Consider the following 18,580-nt stretch of genomic DNA (forward strand, 5'->3'; position numbering starts at 1 on the left):
ATGCGTTTAAGACATAAACCGTATGCAATGGATCGAATTAACGAATATTCACATATCGTAATCGGAAACCCAGAGGAGCGCGCTGGTAGCTGGAAAGAAGTATTTGGAAACGAACAACCAATTCATATTGAAGTAGGTACAGGTCGTGGCCGCTTCATGTATGATATGGCAAAAGCGAATCCACATATTAATTATATTGGAATTGAAAAATTCACAAGTGTTGTTGTAGATGCACTTGATAAATTAATTGAAGAAGAATTACCAAACTTAAAGTTAATTAATAAAGATGCTGAAGATTTAACAGTTTTCTTTGCGAAAGGTGAAATTGATCGCGTTTATTTAAACTTCTCAGATCCATGGCCAAAGAAACGTCATACGAAGCGTCGTTTAACGTATAAAACATTTTTACGTAATTACGAAGAAGTGTTAGTAGAAGGCGGAGAAATTCATTTCAAAACAGATAACCAAGGTCTATTTGAATATTCTCTTATGAGTATGGCTGAGTATGGTATGTTACTAACGTACTTAAGCTTAGATCTTCATAACAGCGACTTTGAAGGTAACATCATGACTGAATACGAAGAGAAATTCTCTAGTAAAGGTCATCGTATTTACCGAGTTGAAGCAAAATATCGTACAGAGCCTATGCAGTAATGCATAGGTTTTTTTACATCTAAAATAATCAGAATTTTATGTTAAGATTAATTGAAAGGGGGATGTGTAATGGAACAGTTACAAATTGGAGATATAAAAGTAACGTGGTTAAAAGGCGGGAATACACATTTAGAAGGGGGAGCGATGTTTGGTGTTGTGCCGAAAGTACTTTGGTCACGTAAGTATAAACATAATGATACAAATCATATTTATTTACGAACAGATCCGTTACTTTTGCAAACGAAAGACGGAAATATGCTCATTGATTCCGGAATAGGAAACGGTAAATTGAATGAGAAGATGAAGCGGAATCAAGGTGTAACAGAAGAATCATCGGTTTATGAATCATTAGAAAAACTAGGATTAAAGCCAGAAGATATTCACTATGTTTTAATGACGCACCTTCATTTTGATCATGCATCTGGTTTAACAAAATGGGAAGGTGATCACCTTGTACCAGCGTTTCCGAACGCGAAAGTTTACGTAAGTGAAACAGAGTGGAATGAAATGAGGAACCCAAATATTAGATCCCGTAATACATATTGGAAGGAAAATTGGGAGCCGATTGTAGATCAAGTTGTTACGTTCCAGCAAGAAATAGAAATTACAGATGAAATAAAAATGGTGCATACAGGTGGTCATAGTGATGGACATGCAGTTATTGCTTTAGAAAGCCATGGGGAAACGATGCTTCATTTAGCAGACCTATTACCGACGCACGCACATCAAAATGTATTATGGGTAATGGCATACGACGATTATCCGATGACCTCGATTGAAAATAAGCAAAAGTGGATGAAGTATGGTGCTGAAAAAGAGGCATGGTTTACGTTTTACCATGACGCATATTATCGCGCTGTGAAGTGGAATGAGGAAGGGCATATCGTAGAAAAAATAGAACGGAAAACGAGTATAGAAGCATAAAAATAGGAGGTTGTTCCATCATATTTATTGGAGCAGCCTCTTTTTTATTGTCGGGTTTTGTCGGTAAGTCGATATATTTAAACAAACGCTGATATAAATTGAGTTGCGCCGATATAATTGGGAAATCGCTGATATAAATTGAGTTGCGCCGATATATTCGGAAAATCGCTGATATAATTTTAATCAATACCCGCAATTTCAAAAAAATAAGAGGTTCACCTAATGGGAACCCTCCTTTTTATGCTGCTATAACCTCTAAAACAGTACCTGTTTTAGCATCAACTAAAAATTCAAATCGTTCTTGTATATCATTTAACATTGTTGTAAGACCGCCGCGATAAACTTCATATGCGACATCATATTTTTCAAATGTCTCTGGAACCATATGTACCCAAGAGCCAGTAATTTCACCTTTATGACTTAATGCTTGTTTCACCATTTTCAATGCTTTTTCTGAAGAAATATGGGATTGTTCTTGTACTTTGTTTGCAACGAGATAACCAGCTGCGAACCCAACGCCAAGACCTGCTACTAAACCTTTCCAGCTCATATATTCACCTCAATTCTATAAAATAAAAATAGTGTACCGATAATAATTATAAAGCAAATACAGCCAAAAAAGAAGAAACTAGAAACATTTCGAAAATTTCGTTACAATAAAAGAGGTATTCTACTAAGGTTTGAAAGAAGGGGACTTCGTGAATAAAGAGACATTACAATTATTTCGTACGTTAACAGAATTACAAGGTGCATCAGGTTTTGAACATGATGTACGCCGTTTTATGAAACAAGAATTAAGCAAATATGCGGATGAAATTGTACAAGACGGTTTAGGTAGCGTATTTGGTCTGAAAAAAGGGGACGAAACTGGCCCGCGTGTTCTTGTAGCAGGTCATATGGATGAAGTAGGTTTCATGGTTACGCAAATTACGAAAAACGGAATGCTTCGTTTTCAAACGTTAGGCGGCTGGTGGAGCCAAGTTTTATTAGCACAGCGTGTACAAGTTATGACGAAGAATGGTCCTGTTATTGGGGTTGTTGGTTCTATTCCTCCTCATTTATTAAGTGACGCGCAACGTGCAAAACCGATGGATATAAAAAATATGTTAATTGATATAGGTGCAGATAGTTATGAAGATGCGATTGAAATTGGTGTAAAACCAGGACAACAAATCGTGCCGATTTGCCCATTCACACCGATGGCAAATGAGAAGAAAATTATGGCGAAAGCTTGGGACAACCGTTACGGATGTGGTCTTGCAATCGAATTGTTAAAAGAATTAAAAGATGAAACATTACCAAATACATTATATTCTGGTGCTACTGTACAAGAAGAAGTAGGCCTCCGCGGAGCGCAAACAGCTGCAAATATGATTCAACCAGACATTTTCTATGCGCTTGATGCAAGTCCAGCGAACGATGCATCTGGTGACAAAACACAGTTCGGTCAATTAGGAAAAGGTGCTCTTCTTCGTATTTACGATCGCACGATGGTAACACATAGAGGAATACGCGAATTCATTTTAGATACAGCAGAAACAAACAACATTCCGTACCAATACTTTATTTCACAAGGTGGTACAGATGCGGGCCGTGTACATACAAGTAACTCTGGTATCCCATCAGCAGTAATTGGTGTTTGTGCACGCTACGTTCATACACATGCTTCAATTTTACATGTTGATGATTATGCAGCGGCGAAAGAATTAATTACGAAGCTTGTAAGAACAACAGATAAAACGACGTTAGAGACAATTAAGAATAACGCGTAGAGAAGAAGGGCGAAAAACCCTTCTTTTTTTAGGTTGAATAGATGACCCAGCGATGAGTGGTGGCGGTTAGTGCCTAATGGGTGCTCGAATGATGTATTAAGACCGCGGGTAGGAAGAAAGAAGAAGCCTGTTTTTGTGTTTAGGACCAGTAATATTGTAGAAAGCGACCTTCTTTTATGGGGAGAAGGAATTCCCTGATGGTGTGTGGTAGTGGTTGGTACTTAATTTGTGCCGAAGCGGATATTAGAATAGAATGATGAATTTTTATAGAGGTGAACGAAATGAAAGTAGTAGTTGGATCGAAGAATAAAACGAAGGTTGGCGCTGTGGAGAAGGTTTGGAAAGATGCTGAAATTACATCTCTTTCTGTTCCGTCAGGAGTATCAGCTCAGCCTTTCTCAGATGAAGAGACGATGCAAGGAGCGATCAATAGAGCGAAGCGAGCGCTAGAGGACGGAGAAGCTCCAATTGGGATTGGGCTAGAAGGCGGCGTAATGAAAACGGAGCACGGTTTATTTATGTGTAACTGGGGCGCGCTAGCAACAAGTGATGGGAAAGTATTTGTGGCCGGAGGAGCGCGTATTACGTTACCAGACGATTTTTTAGCACCTCTTGAAGATGGTAAGGAATTAAGCGAAGTGATGGAAGAGTTTGTGCAGCGAAAAGATATTCGTAGTCACGAAGGTGCGATCGGTATTTTTACAGATGATTATGTCGACCGTACGGAATTATTTGTACACGTTGTTAAGTTGTTAGTTGGGCAATATAAGTATGACAAAAAGCAAGCATAAACCTTGCACCGTGCGCGATGTATGGTAGTATAAAAGAAAGATTATAACATGAAAAATGTACCCGTTAGAGGAGGAAATATAGATGAAGTCATTAGAAAGCATGGAGCAATTCCAACAGTTAAAAAATGAAGAGAATGTAGTCTTTATGTTCTCAGCAGAATGGTGCCCAGACTGCCGCTTTGTAGACCCATTTATGCCAGAAGTAGAAGAGAAATATAGTGATTTCTCATTTTACTATGTAGATCGCGATGAGTTTATTGATCTATGCGTAAAATTAGACGTATTTGGCATTCCGAGCTTTGTAGCGTACAATAAAGGTGAAGAAACTGGTCGCTATGTAAACAAAGATCGTAAAACACAAGAACAAATCGAAGAGTTCATTGAAGGTTTAAAATAAGGCAATTTGCCAATTGAATTGTAAAACAACCTCTACCTTCGCGGGGGAGGTTATTTTTTTGGAAGGGAGGAAAAAGAGATGAAGATGACAAGTAAAAAGATGAAAGATGAGTTAATAAAGAAATTATCTCGCCCAGAATGGGACTTTCAGTATGATAGTGAGAAAGAAGTTTTACGTATTGAACAAAAAGACTCCAAAAAAGGTATTAACGTATCGCTTCCAGGAGTTGTGGCAAAATGGGAAGTGAACAAAGAAAAGGCAATTGAAGAAGTTGCTTATTACGTACAAGAAGCGCTAATTGCGATGCATAAAGAAGAAAATAGCGGAGCGAAAATTTTACCTGTTATTCGCTCTACTTCTTTCCCGAAACAAGCAGAAGAAGGAAATCCGTTTATTATGACGGATCATACGGCGGAAACACGTATTTACTATGCGTTAGATTCGAATAAAACGTATCGACTAATTGACGAGCGTCTATTACAAAAATTAGAACTTACAGAACAGCAAGTGCGTGAAATGGCATTATTCAACGCCCGCTCATTAGGTTATGAATTTAAACAAGACACAGTAGCGGGGAATACATTCTACTTTTTAAACACAAATGATGGGTATGACGCGACTCGTATTTTAAACGAATCGTTACTACAATCGATGCGTGAAAAGATTTCTGGTGACATGGTTGTTGCTGTTCCTCACCAAGATGTATTAATTATTGCTGATATCGTCAACGAAATCGGTTATGATATTATTGCACAAATGACAATGAAATTTTTTGCCGAAGGGCATGTTCCGATTACATCACTTTCATTCGTATATGAAGATGGAGAATTTGAACCAATCTTTATTTTAGCGAAAAATCGGAAGAAGACAGATGGAAAAGAGAAAGGATGAACGAAGTGAACGTTTTTTACAACCTTGAAGGAATTGGTGACACTTTAATTGTTGCCTTACAAGATATTACTTTAGAGAACCGTACTTTTGATCGCAAAGGAGATGTTGCACGCGTATACGATCGTGAAAGCAACGAGACAGCAGGATTCAACATCTTTAATGCATCTTCTTACTTAGAAGTAAAAGAAACAGGCAACCTTACATTAACGAAAGAGCTTGTAGAGAAAATCAACGAAATTTTAGCGAAGAATGGCTTTGAAGAAACAGTAGAAGCAGATCTTTCTCCGAAATTTGTTGTAGGCTATGTAGCTGAAAAAGAAAAACATCCAAATGCTGATAAGTTAAACATCTGTAAAGTAGAAATCGGTACAGAAACATTACAAATCGTATGTGGTGCACCAAACGTTGATGCAGGACAAAAAGTTGTCGTTGCAAAAATCGGCGCTGTAATGCCAAGCGGTATGTTAATCAAGCCAGCTGAGCTTCGCGGTGTTCCTTCTTCTGGAATGATCTGCTCTGCACGTGAATTAGAGCTTCCAGATGCTCCACAAGAAAAAGGTATTCTTGTATTAGAAGATAGCTTTGAAGTTGGACAAGAGTTCAAATTTTAATTGATATAAGAAAAGAGAGGTTGTCCTTTTGGACAACTTCTCTTTTTTTTGCATTCATTGTTGGTAATTCGAAATTTCGTGTTGAATCGTTGATATATTGAGAATAGTGATAGATATATTTAAAAAATCGTTGATATATTGAGAGTAGTGATAGATATATTCAAAAAATTGTTAATATGATAAGGATGTCACCTTTTTTCTTAAAATCTATATTGTATTTTATAAACAAACTAGTTAAAATTTAGAAAAATAGAAGGAGATAGACGTATGAAACAGCAACCAAAAATCGCAGAACTTCTAAAACGAATTGAAACTTCAAAACAGCAAGATGTTGAGCTAGGTACTTATGAAATATATTTGTTTAGTGAAAGTGAATTAGAAAAAGGACAAATCGGTTACCGATACGATAAACATAAAAATTCATTAATAAGTGAAGAACACGGAAAATGGAAAGAAGAATGGATTACAATTGGATATGAAACGGATATGGGCGATCCAGTTTTCGTAAATATAGATGATGCCGCTTATCCGCTTTATACTGCAGAACGTGGTACAGAAAAATGGCAGCCAGTTTATATTGGAAATATAGATGAGATTATAGGGCAATTATAAGAAAAACTTTGAATCCGGTGCAAAGTGATGGGGGAGAAGTATGAAGTATATAAAAATAATGAGCATGATTGCATTCATTGGAATATATATGGCCGGTTGTTCACAAGAGCAGCCGAAAAAAGAAACTACATCTTCTATACAAGAGAAAAACAAAGATACCAAAGAAGACGCACCGGTAGAAAAGAAGCAAGAACAAGAAAAGAACGAAGAATCGCAAGCAATTCAAACGAATGACCAAGTAGAACATAAGCAAGAGGAAGTATCATCTGATGAAAAGAAAGAAGAAACTACGCCAGTGCAGCCGACTGAGCAACCAGTGCAAAATAATGAACAAAAAATAGAGAGTAATGAAAAACAAGAGAAGTTTCTCGTCGTTATTGATCCAGGGCATCAACAAAAAGCGAATTTAAATTTAGAGCCGATTGGACCAGGGGCAACAACGCAAAAATATAAAGTGACAGACGGTACAACAGGTGTTGTGACGAAAAAGAGAGAGGCTGTACTTGTATTAGAAATGGCTTTTTTATTAAAAGAAAAGCTTGAAGCAAAAGGGATACAAGTATTAATGACGAGAACATCACAAGACGTTGATATAAGTAATAAAGAAAGGGCGACATTCGCAAATAATCATAAGGCTAATTTATTTTTACGTCTTCATGCAGATGGTTCTGAAAATCCAAACCAAAGTGGATTCGCTGTATTGACGCCGGCAGAAGGAAGTCCGTATACGAAAGAGATTTATGCGGAAAGTCTTCAAATCTCTCAAATGATTGTAAATAAAATGAGGGAGAACCAGCAAGTAAAAGTAAATGGAATTAAATTTCGGGATGATCTTTCTGGATTTAATTGGGCAAAGGTTCCTGGTGTGTTATTAGAACTTGGGTTTATGTCAAACCATGAAGAAGATAAAAAATTATCTGACCCGCAATATGTAAATTCTTTATTGCAAAGTGTAACGGATAGCATAGATGCATATCAGAAGAGTAAAGCTTAAGCGCAGTCTTATATGAAAGGCTGCGTTTTTTTATATGAAACACTCGTAAATTAGAATATTGTGGATAAATATGACATGCTTAATTTTACCTGCACTTTTTGCCGAATGCTGATACAATAAAGGATGTTACTATTTAGTAGAAAGAGTGGTAAGCATGTTAGATTGGATGAAAAAGCTGTTTAACAAAGAGGAAGAACAAACAGCGATGAATAAAGAAGTACCAAAGCAAATTGAAAGTCAGCCGAAAATTCCTCGTGTAAACCACTACACTGAAGCAAGAGAAGCACAAATGGCAAGTAGGAATGCAGGTAAATGCCGTTTTCCTTTAGTACCGGATAATGGGTTCGATGAAGAGGATGAAAGCGAAGTAAATCGCTTCGAAGAACAACCTGTTCAAGGAGTAACATATGAAGAACCGACTGCCCAAAGAGGAATAAAGGTGGAAAGAAGCAGACGACCGTATGTGGAAAAGGTAGTTTCTACATATGAAGAGCCGGAAGTGCAATATGAACCGGTGCGGGAGTCTGTCGTTAAAAAGGCATCTGTACCTTCGCAAGAGAGTAACCGTAGACCATTTCGTCCAACAGAAATGATTTCGCCAATTTATGGATATAATCGTCCTTCAGTAGAGAAAAAGGAAGAAAAGCAGGAGGAAGTAAAGGAAAGAGAAGACCTTGAAATATCTGTAGAGGGTAAATCAGTCGTTGATGCATGGTTAGAGAAAAAAGGATATACATTATCTGATTTCTCAGAAGGACAAGCACCAACTTCTTCTAGTCATAGAGCTGCTAACCAGCAAGGGGAGCAACAATATGAAGAGAATAAAAAGGAAGAAAAGTCAGTAGTTGATCAATGGCTAGAGAAAAACGGTTATGAAATTGAACGCCAAGTGCCTTTAGTAGAAGAAAAAGAAGTGATTCAAGAAATGAGTACACCGCAGGAAGTTTCAGCGGATGAATTACTTCATAAAACAGTAGCTGAGCAGATGGAAAGTGCTAAGCTAGAAAAAGATGTAGTGGTGTTAAACGAAAACAATCTACAAGAAGAATTAGTAGCTTCTAAAGTAGAGCACGAGGATACAATATTATCAGAAGAAATTAAACGTAATACAGAAATAAAACAACTTACTATTGAAGTAGAAAAGCAAGCTCCAGAAGAATCAGTGATTGTCAAAGCAGAAGAAAAACTTGAAGAAACAATCATTGTGGAAATACCAGAAGAAGTGTCAAAAGTAGAAGTAATTGCAGAAACGGAAGAGTTTGAAGAAGTAGTTATGGAAACAGAGGCACCTGAAGAAGTGGAAGTAATTACAGAAACAGAAGAGTCAGAAGAAGCTGAAGTAATTGCGGAAGCAGAAGAGTCAGAAGAAGTGGAAGTAATTGCAGAAGCGGAAGAGTCAGAAGAAGTAGAAGTAATTACAGAAACAGAAGAGCTAGAAGAAGCTGAAGTAATTGCGGAAGCAGAAGAGTCAGAAGAAGTGGAAGTAATTGCAGAAGCGGAAGAGTCAGAAGAAGTAGAAGTAATTACAGAAACAGAAGAGCTAGAAGAAGTAGAAGTAATTGCGGAAACAGAAGAGCCAGAAGAAGTGGAAGTAATTACAGAAACAGAAGAGTCAGAAGAAGTGGAAGTAATTACAGAAACAGAAGAGTCAGAAGAAGTAGAAGTAATTGCGGAAGCAGAAGAGTCAGAAGAAGTGGAAGTAATTGCGGAAGTAGAAGAGTCAGAAGAAGCTGAAGTAATTGCGGAAGTAGAAGAGTCAGAAGAAGTGGAAGTAATTGCGGAAGCAGAAGAGTCAGAAGAAGCTGAAGTAATTGCAGAAATAAACGCGCCTGTAGTAGAGACATTTGTAGCACTTGAGGAAATTCAGCAAGAAGATGAAGCAATTGAACAAAAGAGTGAATTCATATATGTTGCTGAGGCTGATGAACAAACGAAGAAAGATGTTCAAAGCTTTGCGGATGTTTTAATTGCAGAAGAACAACCAGTTGTAGAAGAAGCGCCAGTCGCAGAAGAGCAACGAGTTGTAGAAGAAGCACCGGTCGTAGAAGAGCAATCAGTTGTAGAAGAAGCGCCAGTCGTAGAAGAACAACCAGTTGCCGAGGAAACACTAGTCGCAGAAGAGCAACGAGTTGTAGAAGAAGCACCGGTCGTAGAAGAGCAACGAGTTGTAGAAGAAGTGCCAGTTGCAGAAGAGCAACCAGTTGTACAAAAAGAAGAACCAAAACGTGAGAAAAAGCGTCATGTACCATTTAATGTTGTTATGTTGAAACAAGATAGAACACGATTAATGGAAAGACATGCAGCTAGAGCAAATGCAATGCAGCCTTCTGCTAATGTACGAGTAGAGAATAAGCCAGTGCAACAAGAGGTAGCAGAACCACAAGTGGAAGAACGCCCAGTGCAGCAAGTAGTAGCAAAACCACAAGTGGAAGAGCACCCAGTGCAGCAAGTAGTAGCAAAACCACAAGTGGAAGAGCAAACAATGCAGCAAGTAGTAGCAGAGCCACAAGTGGAAGAACGCCCAGTGCAGCAAGAGGTAGCAGAACCACAAGTGGAAGAGCAACCAATGCAGCAGGTGGTAGCAGAACCACAAGTGGAAGAACGCCCAGTGCAGCAAGTAGTAGCAGAACCACAAGTGGAAGAGCACCCAGTGCAGCAAGTAGTAGCAGAGCCACAAGTGGAAGAACAACCAATACAGCAAGTAGTGGTAGAGCAAGTACAAAAGCCAATTTCAAGTACGGAAGTACAAGAGAAAGCATATGTTGTAAATCAAAGAGAGAACGATATGCGAAATGTATTGCACACACCACCGACATACACTGTTCCGCCATTAGCGCTGTTGTCGATTCCACAGCAATCAGCGTTAGATAATACAGAATGGTTAGAGGAGCAGAAAGAATTATTAGATACAACGTTTAATAATTTTCACGTTGGAGCACATGTTATTAATGTATCGCAAGGGCCAGCAGTAACTCGTTTTGAGGTGCAGCCAGACCCAGGTGTGAAAGTAAATAAAATTACAAATTTAAGTGATGATATTAAGTTAAGCTTAGCTGCGAAAGATATTCGTATTGAAGCACCGATTCCAGGGAAGAGTGCGATTGGAATTGAAGTTCCAAATAAAGAAAGTAAGCCAGTATTTCTTCGCGAAATTTTAAGAAGTCCTGTATTCACAAAGAGTGAATCACCGCTTACTGTTGCGCTTGGACTTGATATTTCAGGGGATCCAATTGTAACGGATATTCGAAAAATGCCGCACGGACTTATTGCGGGTGCAACGGGTTCAGGTAAAAGTGTGTGTATTAACGCGATTTTAACGAGTATTTTATATAAAGCGAAACCACATGAAGTGAAGTTAATGTTAATTGATCCGAAGATGGTTGAGCTTGCACCATACAATGCTGTTCCACATCTTGTAGCACCTGTTATTACGGATGTAAAAGCAGCAACAGCTGCATTAAAATGGGCAGTTGAGGAAATGGAACGTCGTTATGAATTGTTTGCGCACGCAGGTGCTCGTGATTTAACTCGTTATAATACGATTGTAAGTGAGCGAGAAATTCCGGGAGAAACATTACCTTATATCGTTATTGTCATTGACGAGTTAGCCGACTTAATGATGGTAGCACCTGGTGATGTTGAAGAAGCGATTTGTCGTATTGCGCAAAAAGCACGTGCTTGTGGTATTCATTTATTAGTAGCGACGCAGCGTCCATCTGTAGATGTTATTACAGGTTTAATTAAGTCAAACATTCCAACGCGTATTGCGTTTACTGTATCATCTCAAGTTGATTCGCGTACGATTATCGATATTGGTGGCGCGGAGAAATTACTTGGCCGTGGTGATATGTTATTCTTAGGGAACGGTACATCTAAGCCTGTTCGTGTACAAGGTGTATATGTATCAGATGATGAGATTGAAAAGACAGTTGATCATGTGAAAAAGCAAATGAAGCCGAATTACTTATTTAAGCAAGAGGATTTATTAGCGAAAACAGAACAAGCTGAGTCGGAAGACGAATTGTTCTTCGAAGCATGTCAATTTGTTGTAGAACAAGGGGGAGCGTCCACATCTTCTGTACAGCGAAAATTCCGCATCGGTTATAATCGCGCAGCACGTCTCATTGAAGAGATGCAATCGCAAGGAATTATTTCTGAAGCAAGAGGAACGAAGCCAAGAGATGTCCTTATTTCTGAGGATGAATTCGCTGCTATGCAGGAAACAAATGTATAGTAAACGGTTATGCTGTATACTAAGAGAAAATGTTGGATAGTAAAGTAGGGAGTAAAGCGACATGAAAGAAATTGAATTAAAATTAAAAGGTGAAATAAATAGACTAACAAATAAAACATTTAAATTTGACGAACGTGTTGGAGAAGGGTGGTTCTCTGCCGTTTACTTTTTAAAGACTAGAGAAATCATCGAAGAATTTCGCCCGAAAAGTGTTGTAACGATGCAATTTTTCCAAAAGGAAAATGCAGTTCTTTGCGGAACGGATGAAGTAATTGCGTTGCTACAAACATTCGCTAAAAATCCTGAGGAACTTGAGATTAACTCTTTAAAAGATGGCGATAAAATTAGTCCATTTGAAACAGTGTTAACAATTCATGGTCCTTATGAAAATTTCGGATTTTTAGAAGGTGTCATTGATGGGATTTTAGCTCGTCGTACATCGGTTGCGACAAACGTATATAACGTTGTCCAAGCTGCGCGTAGCGTAGATAAAGAAAAACCAGTTATTTTCATGGGAGATCGTGACGATCATTATACACAACAAGCTGGTGACGGTTATGCAGCATACATCGGAGGTATGAGCGCACAAGCGACGCATGCGATGAATGAATGGTGGGGCAAAAGTGGTATGGGGACGATGCCTCACGCATTAATTCAAATGTTTAATGGTGATGTTGTAGAAGCGGCAAAAGCATATCATAAGAAATTCCCAGAAGATGAATTAGTTGTATTAATTGATTACAACAATGATGTCATTACAGATGCACTTCGCGTAGCGCGTGAATTTGGATCAACATTAAAAGGTGTACGTGTAGATACGTCCCGCACGATGATTGATCAATACTTCATTCGCCACCCAGAAGTACTTGGAACATTCGATCCACGTGGTGTAAACCCATCGCTTGTATTCGCACTTCGTAAAGCACTTGATGAAGAAGGATTCCAGCATGTAGACATCGTTGTAACTGGTGGATTTGATGAGAAGCGTATTCGTGAATTTGAAGCTCAAAACGTACCTGTTGACATATACGGGGTAGGAAGTAGCTTATTAAAAATGAATATTGGCTTTACTGGTGATAATGTAGAATTAAATGGGAAACCAGAAGCAAAAGCTGGTCGTAAATATCGTCCAAACCCACGTTTAGAGCGTGTTCAATTAGAAAAAAGAGAAGAGATGTAAAAGAGAGAAAAACTGATAGGTGATTGACCCTATCAGTTTTTCTGTTATCATAGTATAGCGGCTTCTTTTTTGCTATAATGGACTTGTTATGGATATATAAAGAAGTACGTACGAGTTTATCCTGATAAGTGAAGGGAAGAATAACTTCACTACATCAAAAATGTATGATGATTACCAAAATAAGAAAAGATTCATATACTGTCTTATAGATAGGCCGTTGTATTAGTTCGAAATGTTGGAGGTTCTTTAAGATGACAGTTTACCATTTTGTAGGAATTAAAGGAACAGGAATGAGTTCATTAGCGCAAATTCTTCATGATATGAAGCATACTGTTCAAGGGTCTGATTATGAAAAGCGTTTCTTTACACAAACAGCGTTGGAAAAGCGTAGTATCTCGATCCTTCCTTTTGATAAGAATAATGTAGAAGAAGGACAAGTGATTATTGCAGGAAATGCATTTCCTGATACGCATGAAGAAATCGTAGCAGCAAAAGAATTAAACATCCCAGTCCATCGTTACCATCATTTCTTAGGTGACCTGATGAGCCAATACACAAGTGTTGCTGTAACTGGTGCACACGGAAAAACATCAACAACAGGTTTGTTAGCCCATGTAATGCAAGGTGCACACCCAACATCTTACCTTATTGGAGATGGAACAGGGCATGGGGTAGAAAATAGTAAGTATTTTGTATTTGAAGCTTGTGAGTATCGTCGTCATTTCTTGTCTTATAATCCAGACTATGCAATTATGACGAATATTGATTTTGATCATCCAGATTATTTTGCAGACATCAATGATGTATTCAGTGCATTCCAAGAGATGGCATTGCAAGTGAAAAAAGGCATTATTGCATGTGGAGATGATGAAGAACTTCAAAAAATTCAAGCGAAAGTACCTGTTATTTTCTATGGATTTGGAGAAGATAATGATTTCCAAGCACGCAACATCCAAAAGAGAACAGATGGCACGATATTCGATGTATTCGTTCGTAACACGTACTATGATACGTTCAAAATTACAGGATACGGCAATCACAGCGTATTAAATGCGTTAGCAGTAATCGCGCTTTGCCATTATGAAAATGTTGATGTAGAAGCAGTAAAACATCAATTAACAACTTTTGAAGGCGTAAAACGTCGCTTTAATGAAAAGCCGATGGGAGAGCAAGTAATCATCGATGACTACGCACACCATCCGACAGAGATTAATGCAACGATTGAAGCTGCTCGTCAAAAACATCCAGAGCGTGAAATTGTCGCTGTATTCCAGCCACACACATTCTCACGTACAGAAAAGTTCTTAGATGAGTTCGCAGAAAGCCTAAGCAAAGCTGATCAAGTATACTTATGTGATATTTTCGGATCAGCACGCGAAAACAAAGGTGAATTAACAATCGAAGATCTGCAAAAGCGTATTGACGGTGCAGAACTAATTACAGATACAACAACGGATGTATTAAAGAAACATAAAAACGGCGTTCTAATTTTCATGGGCGCAGGAGACATCCAAAAATTCGAAGCAGCTTACGTAAAAGAAGTTCAAGTTGCAGAGAAGTAATAGGAAAGACGCATAGCTTGGCTATGCGTCTTTTTTGTGTGCTATGTTGGCATATATGATTCTTGAGGTTAGTCGATAAGTCGATATATTAGCGTGTATTTCTTTAGTTATAAATGTTAGAATAATAAGAAAAATAAAAAGGGGACCAAAAAACATGTTCACACTTCGAGTAGACGATGAAATCGAATTACAGTTATTAGAGAAGCATCATAAGGAGGAACTATATCAATTAATAGATCAAAACCGTAATCATTTACGAAAATGGCTCCCTTGGGTAGATGGGACGAAATCTGCTGATGCTTATGATGAGATTTTTCCGATGTGGTTAAAGAAGTTTGCAGAGGGAGACGGTTTTGAAAGTGGTATCCGTTACAAAGGAAAGCTCGTTGGGATGGTAGGCATTCATCCAGTGAGCTGGGGGAAGAAAGCGACGAGTCTTGGGTATTATCTTGCAGAAGATGCTGGCGGGAAAGGTATTATGACGCGTAGCGTAAAGGCTGTACTTCACTATGCATTTGAAAATTTAAAGTTGAATAAAATTGAAATTCGGTGCGGTGTTGGAAATGCGAAGAGCCGCGCAATTCCAGAACGTTTAGGATTTAAGTTAGATGGTATTTTACGAGATGAAGAATGGCTATATGATCATTTTCATGATATCGCTGTATATAGTTTACTAGCTTCAGAATGGAAAGAGATTCGATGAACGAGAAGATTCGTATTGTTCCATATGAAAGTACGTTTCAAGAGGAAGTAGTAGATCTTATCGTTCATATTCAGCAAAAAGAATATAATGTTCCCATTACGAAAGAAGAGCAACCTGATTTACTTGAAATAGAAACATTCTATCAAAAGGATCACGGAAACTTTTGGGTAGCAATTTATGATGGGAAAGTAGTTGGAACAGTAGCTTTATTAGATATTGAGAATCTTCAAGTAGCGCTAAGAAAAATGTTCGTGAAGAAAGAGTTTCGCGGAAAAGAATGGAGCGCGTCACATATGTTGCTTCAAACAGCAATTTCATGGGCTGAGGATAAAAAATTGAAAGATATTTACTTAGGAACAACAGTAAAATTTTTAGCGGCACATCGTTTTTATGAAAAGAATGGTTTTGAAAGTGTGAGTATAGACGAGTTGCCGAAAAACTTTCCGGTGCTACAGGTAGATAAGAAATTTTATAGGTACATTGTGTAAAAGGTCATTTAGAAATGGCCTTTTTCTATGAAGCAAAATGGAAATAGTGGTATAATTTGGGTTAGGGGGTGTAGGTATGAACTTTCCAATTCAAAGAAGTAAGTCAGTAGTCATTTTCGTTTGTCTTACGTTAGCTTTTATGTTTATATATCCAATTGTCATGCTTTTCACTAATAAAGCGCATTGGATGTCAGCGTTGATTGGGATGGGTTTATGCTTCATTGTAAATGTACCACTCGTTTGGGAAGTATTTATTAAAAAACATAAAGTAGAAAATGGCGTATTAAAGTACGGTATTTTAAATGATGATATTGTATTAAAAGATGTGAGAATTATACGTCAGGTCGGAAAGTCTCTTGAAATTACGACGAATGCATATAAAGTACATATCGTTGCGATGCCGCAAAATATGGATGAATTCTTGGGGCTTATAGAGAAAGAAAATCCACATGTGAAAATAGAAATGGTAGGGAAGAAATAAAAACGCTCGGCGAAAATTCCGAGCGTTTTTATTATTATTTTAAGTTCTCTGGGTTTAAAGCTTCTAGTTCAGGTACAACGAAGCGTCCGTCTTTACGGATTAGTACGTCGTCGAAGTAAATTTCGCCGCCGCCGTATTCAGGGCGTTGGATGCATACTAAATCCCAGTGGATGTTCGAGTTGTTGCCGTTCCATGCATCGTCGTAAGCTTGTCCAGGAGTGAAGTGGAAGCTGCCATCGATTTTTTCATCGAATAGGATGTCTCCCATTGGATGTAAGATGTATGGGTTTACGCCAATTGCGAACTCACCAACGTAGCGTGCGCCTTCGTCTGTATCGAAGATTTTGTTAATGCGCTCTGTATCGTTTGCAGTTGCTTCAACGATTTGACCGTTCTCAAACTTAAGTTGTACATTTTCAAATGTATAACCGTTGTAAGGAGATGGTGTGTTGTAAGAAACTGTACCGTTAACAGAATCACGAACTGGTGCAGAGTATACTTCACCGTCTGGAATGTTTAAATGACCTGAGCATTTAATTGCTGGAATGTCTTTAATAGAGAATGTTAAGTCAGTTCCAGGACCAGTTAAACGAACTTTATCTGTTTTATTCATTAATGTAACAAGGCTATCCATTGCCTTATCCATTTTACCGTAGTCTAAGTTACATACTTCGAAGTAGAAGTCTTCGAAAGCTTCTGTACTCATTTTAGCAAGCTGTGCCATAGAAGCATTTGGGTAGCGAAGAACAACCCAGCGTGTTTTTGGAACGCGAATGTCTCTATGAACTTTTTTACCAACTGTTTGGCCATGAACTTTCATACGCTCACTTGGAACGTCAGCTTGTTCATTAATATTATCGCCAGAGCGAAGGCCGATATAAGCGTCCATGTCTTTCATTACGCTTGCTTCATATGCAGCGATTTGTTCGAAATGTTCTTCAGTAGCACCCATTAATAAAGAGCGATCTACTTGATGATCTTTTAAAGAGACGAATGGGAAACCACCAGCTGCATATGCTTCTTTTACAAGTGCAGTTACAAGTTCTTTTTGTAAGCCAAAGTTTTCAATTAATACTTTTTCACCTTTTTGTAAGCGGATAGAGTAGTTAATTAAATTGTATGCTAACTTTTCAATACGTGGATCTTTCATATGTAAAGCCTCCCTACTAATTATGTATCCTCTCCTATTGTAACCTACTTAGTGGAATTTGTTGAATGATTTATGTTACAGTTAACGAATAAGTATGAAAATTCTAATGATGAGATAGGGATTAGAATGAAACGGAAAATGATTGTATAATAGGGGAAAGTATGAAAAAGATAAAGGAAGTGATGAAATGCAAGTTCTTTTATATGTAAGTGCGGCTATTATCGCGGTTGCTTTTGCAGTATTAGTAGTGTATGTATGCAGAACGTTGTTATCGGTTCAGAAGACGTTGGAAAACGTTGCAAGTACGTTAGAAGGTTTAGAAAAGCAAATGCAAGGAATTAGCGTAGAGACAGAGCAATTATTACATAAAACGAATGCGTTAGCTGATGATATTCAACAGAAGTCACAGTCATTAAATAAAGTGGTAGCGGGTGTAGATGGGATTGGAACGACAATCCAATCTTTAAATACGAAGCTTCGTAATGTATCGGACTCTGTAACGGACGAAATTGAAAATAACGCTGATAAAGTAGCGCAAGTTGTACAGTGGAGCAGTGCGGCGATTGAAGTATACAATCATTACCGTGCGTCGAGACAAGAGAAGAAGGTTGAAAAAGAAGAGCGTAAATTAGAAAGAATTGAGAAAAAAGCTGAAAAGAAAGAGAAGCGCTCTAGATTTCGTATGAGAGGTGAATCGTGATGAATATGACAAAACTTGAAACAATTGAAGAGCTTGAAGTCTTAGTAGAAAAGAACGAGCCGTATGTTCTTTTTAAACATAGTACGACATGCCCGATTAGTCACGGTGCATACACAGAATTTCAAGCGTATTGCAGCGAAGAAAGAGAAGTGCCAGCGTATTACTTATACGTACAAGATGCGAGAGATGTGTCAAATCGTGTTGCAGAACAATACAGTATTAGACATGAATCACCGCAAGTGCTATACATAAAAGATGGGATGGTAGTATGGAATACATCTCATTGGAATATTAAAAAAGATGCTTTAGAAGAGAATATAAAGTAAAAAGAAGCAAGCTAAAGGTGCTTGCTTCTTTTTTTTTGTTTTTGTTGAAATATATTTAGTGGTACACTATTAATAGTTCAAACTAAATAACTAGATTGTTGAAAGTAGGT

The 18,580-nt window shown here is 38.0% G+C and carries 19 protein-coding genes; 17 read left to right on the forward strand and 2 right to left on the reverse strand.

Annotated elements, in window-relative coordinates:
• Together trmB and D1166_RS02335 are read left to right on the forward strand one after the other, a co-directional pair.
• Entirely contained in the window at window positions 1-654 is a 654-nt protein-coding gene (trmB, locus tag D1166_RS02330; protein WP_001239385.1) for a tRNA (guanosine(46)-N7)-methyltransferase TrmB, read from the forward strand.
• A gap of 69 nt (window positions 655-723) precedes the next feature.
• Window positions 724-1,578: a YtnP family quorum-quenching lactonase gene (locus D1166_RS02335; RefSeq protein WP_097861988.1), complete on the forward strand. Its 855-nt coding sequence runs from the start codon at window positions 724-726 to the stop codon at window positions 1,576-1,578.
• A 238-nt stretch (window positions 1,579-1,816) separates the two neighbouring features.
• Here the strand turns inward: D1166_RS02335 and D1166_RS02340 are convergent, their stop codons facing one another.
• Window positions 1,817-2,128 carry a PepSY domain-containing protein gene (locus tag D1166_RS02340; RefSeq protein ID WP_000118543.1) on the reverse strand — a complete coding sequence of 104 codons (312 nt, stop codon included), beginning with the start codon at window positions 2,126-2,128 and terminating at the stop codon, window positions 1,817-1,819.
• A 148-nt stretch (window positions 2,129-2,276) separates the two neighbouring features.
• Between D1166_RS02340 and D1166_RS02345 the strand changes: the two genes are divergently transcribed.
• The 13 genes from D1166_RS02345 to D1166_RS02405 all read left to right on the forward strand — a co-directional run bounded on the left by D1166_RS02345 (window position 2,277) and on the right by D1166_RS02405 (window position 16,294).
• The gene (locus D1166_RS02345) at window positions 2,277-3,350 is read left to right on the forward strand and encodes a M42 family metallopeptidase (RefSeq protein ID WP_001031514.1); all 1,074 of its coding nucleotides are present in this window, start codon (window positions 2,277-2,279) and stop codon (window positions 3,348-3,350) included.
• 281 nt (window positions 3,351-3,631) lie between these two features.
• On the forward strand, window positions 3,632-4,141 hold the full coding sequence (locus tag D1166_RS02350) for a DUF84 family protein (RefSeq protein ID WP_000869937.1): 510 nt from the start codon (window positions 3,632-3,634) through the stop codon (window positions 4,139-4,141).
• 82 nt (window positions 4,142-4,223) lie between these two features.
• Entirely contained in the window at window positions 4,224-4,538 is a 315-nt protein-coding gene (locus D1166_RS02355; protein ID WP_000838193.1) for a thioredoxin family protein, read from the forward strand.
• A 78-nt stretch (window positions 4,539-4,616) separates the two neighbouring features.
• Window positions 4,617-5,429: a DUF1444 domain-containing protein gene (locus D1166_RS02360; RefSeq protein WP_000784588.1), complete on the forward strand. Its 813-nt coding sequence runs from the start codon at window positions 4,617-4,619 to the stop codon at window positions 5,427-5,429.
• On the forward strand, window positions 5,426-6,040 hold the full coding sequence (gene ytpR, locus D1166_RS02365; RefSeq protein ID WP_001006761.1) for a YtpR family tRNA-binding protein: 615 nt from the start codon (window positions 5,426-5,428) through the stop codon (window positions 6,038-6,040). Before D1166_RS02360 ends, ytpR begins: the two co-directional genes overlap by 4 nt.
• A gap of 267 nt (window positions 6,041-6,307) precedes the next feature.
• Window positions 6,308-6,652 (forward strand): hypothetical protein, encoded by a 345-nt coding sequence (locus tag D1166_RS02370; RefSeq protein WP_000813342.1) that lies wholly within the window; start codon window positions 6,308-6,310, stop codon window positions 6,650-6,652.
• A gap of 40 nt (window positions 6,653-6,692) precedes the next feature.
• On the forward strand, window positions 6,693-7,646 hold the full coding sequence (locus D1166_RS02375) for an N-acetylmuramoyl-L-alanine amidase (RefSeq protein ID WP_000874039.1): 954 nt from the start codon (window positions 6,693-6,695) through the stop codon (window positions 7,644-7,646).
• Between the two features lie 154 nt (window positions 7,647-7,800).
• Complete coding sequence (locus D1166_RS02380) at window positions 7,801-11,880, forward strand: DNA translocase FtsK (protein ID WP_118043240.1); 4,080 nt, start codon at window positions 7,801-7,803, stop codon at window positions 11,878-11,880.
• A 61-nt stretch (window positions 11,881-11,941) separates the two neighbouring features.
• Complete coding sequence (locus D1166_RS02385) at window positions 11,942-13,060, forward strand: nicotinate phosphoribosyltransferase (protein ID WP_000658370.1); 1,119 nt, start codon at window positions 11,942-11,944, stop codon at window positions 13,058-13,060.
• Between the two features lie 251 nt (window positions 13,061-13,311).
• On the forward strand, window positions 13,312-14,622 hold the full coding sequence (gene murC, locus D1166_RS02390; protein WP_000219468.1) for a UDP-N-acetylmuramate--L-alanine ligase: 1,311 nt from the start codon (window positions 13,312-13,314) through the stop codon (window positions 14,620-14,622).
• Window positions 14,623-14,776: 154 nt separating this feature from the next.
• Window positions 14,777-15,325, forward strand: a complete 549-nt coding sequence (locus D1166_RS02395) for a GNAT family N-acetyltransferase (RefSeq protein WP_000494653.1) — start codon at window positions 14,777-14,779, stop codon at window positions 15,323-15,325.
• A complete protein-coding gene (locus tag D1166_RS02400; protein ID WP_025966469.1) occupies window positions 15,322-15,813 on the forward strand; it encodes a GNAT family N-acetyltransferase in 492 nt (163 codons plus the stop codon). The genes D1166_RS02395 and D1166_RS02400 overlap by 4 nt, the downstream gene beginning before the upstream one ends.
• Window positions 15,814-15,889: 76 nt before the next feature.
• Window positions 15,890-16,294: a PH domain-containing protein gene (locus D1166_RS02405; protein ID WP_001010627.1), complete on the forward strand. Its 405-nt coding sequence runs from the start codon at window positions 15,890-15,892 to the stop codon at window positions 16,292-16,294.
• A 34-nt stretch (window positions 16,295-16,328) separates the two neighbouring features.
• Here D1166_RS02405 and D1166_RS02410 read toward each other — a convergent pair whose 3' ends face one another.
• A complete protein-coding gene (locus D1166_RS02410) occupies window positions 16,329-17,444 on the reverse strand; it encodes an aminopeptidase (RefSeq protein ID WP_000654731.1) in 1,116 nt (371 codons plus the stop codon).
• 187 nt (window positions 17,445-17,631) lie between these two features.
• Between D1166_RS02410 and D1166_RS02415 the strand changes: the two genes are divergently transcribed.
• Window positions 17,632-18,144: a DUF948 domain-containing protein gene (locus D1166_RS02415; protein ID WP_001197720.1), complete on the forward strand. Its 513-nt coding sequence runs from the start codon at window positions 17,632-17,634 to the stop codon at window positions 18,142-18,144.
• Window positions 18,144-18,470: a bacillithiol system redox-active protein YtxJ gene (ytxJ, locus tag D1166_RS02420; RefSeq protein ID WP_001057469.1), complete on the forward strand. Its 327-nt coding sequence runs from the start codon at window positions 18,144-18,146 to the stop codon at window positions 18,468-18,470. Before D1166_RS02415 ends, ytxJ begins: the two co-directional genes overlap by 1 nt.
• Window positions 18,471-18,580: the final 110 nt, after the last annotated feature.

The sequence above is a fragment of the Bacillus sp. ISO11 genome (assembly GCF_003458115.1).
Taxonomy (GTDB): domain Bacteria; phylum Bacillota; class Bacilli; order Bacillales; family Bacillaceae_G; genus Bacillus_A; species Bacillus_A cereus.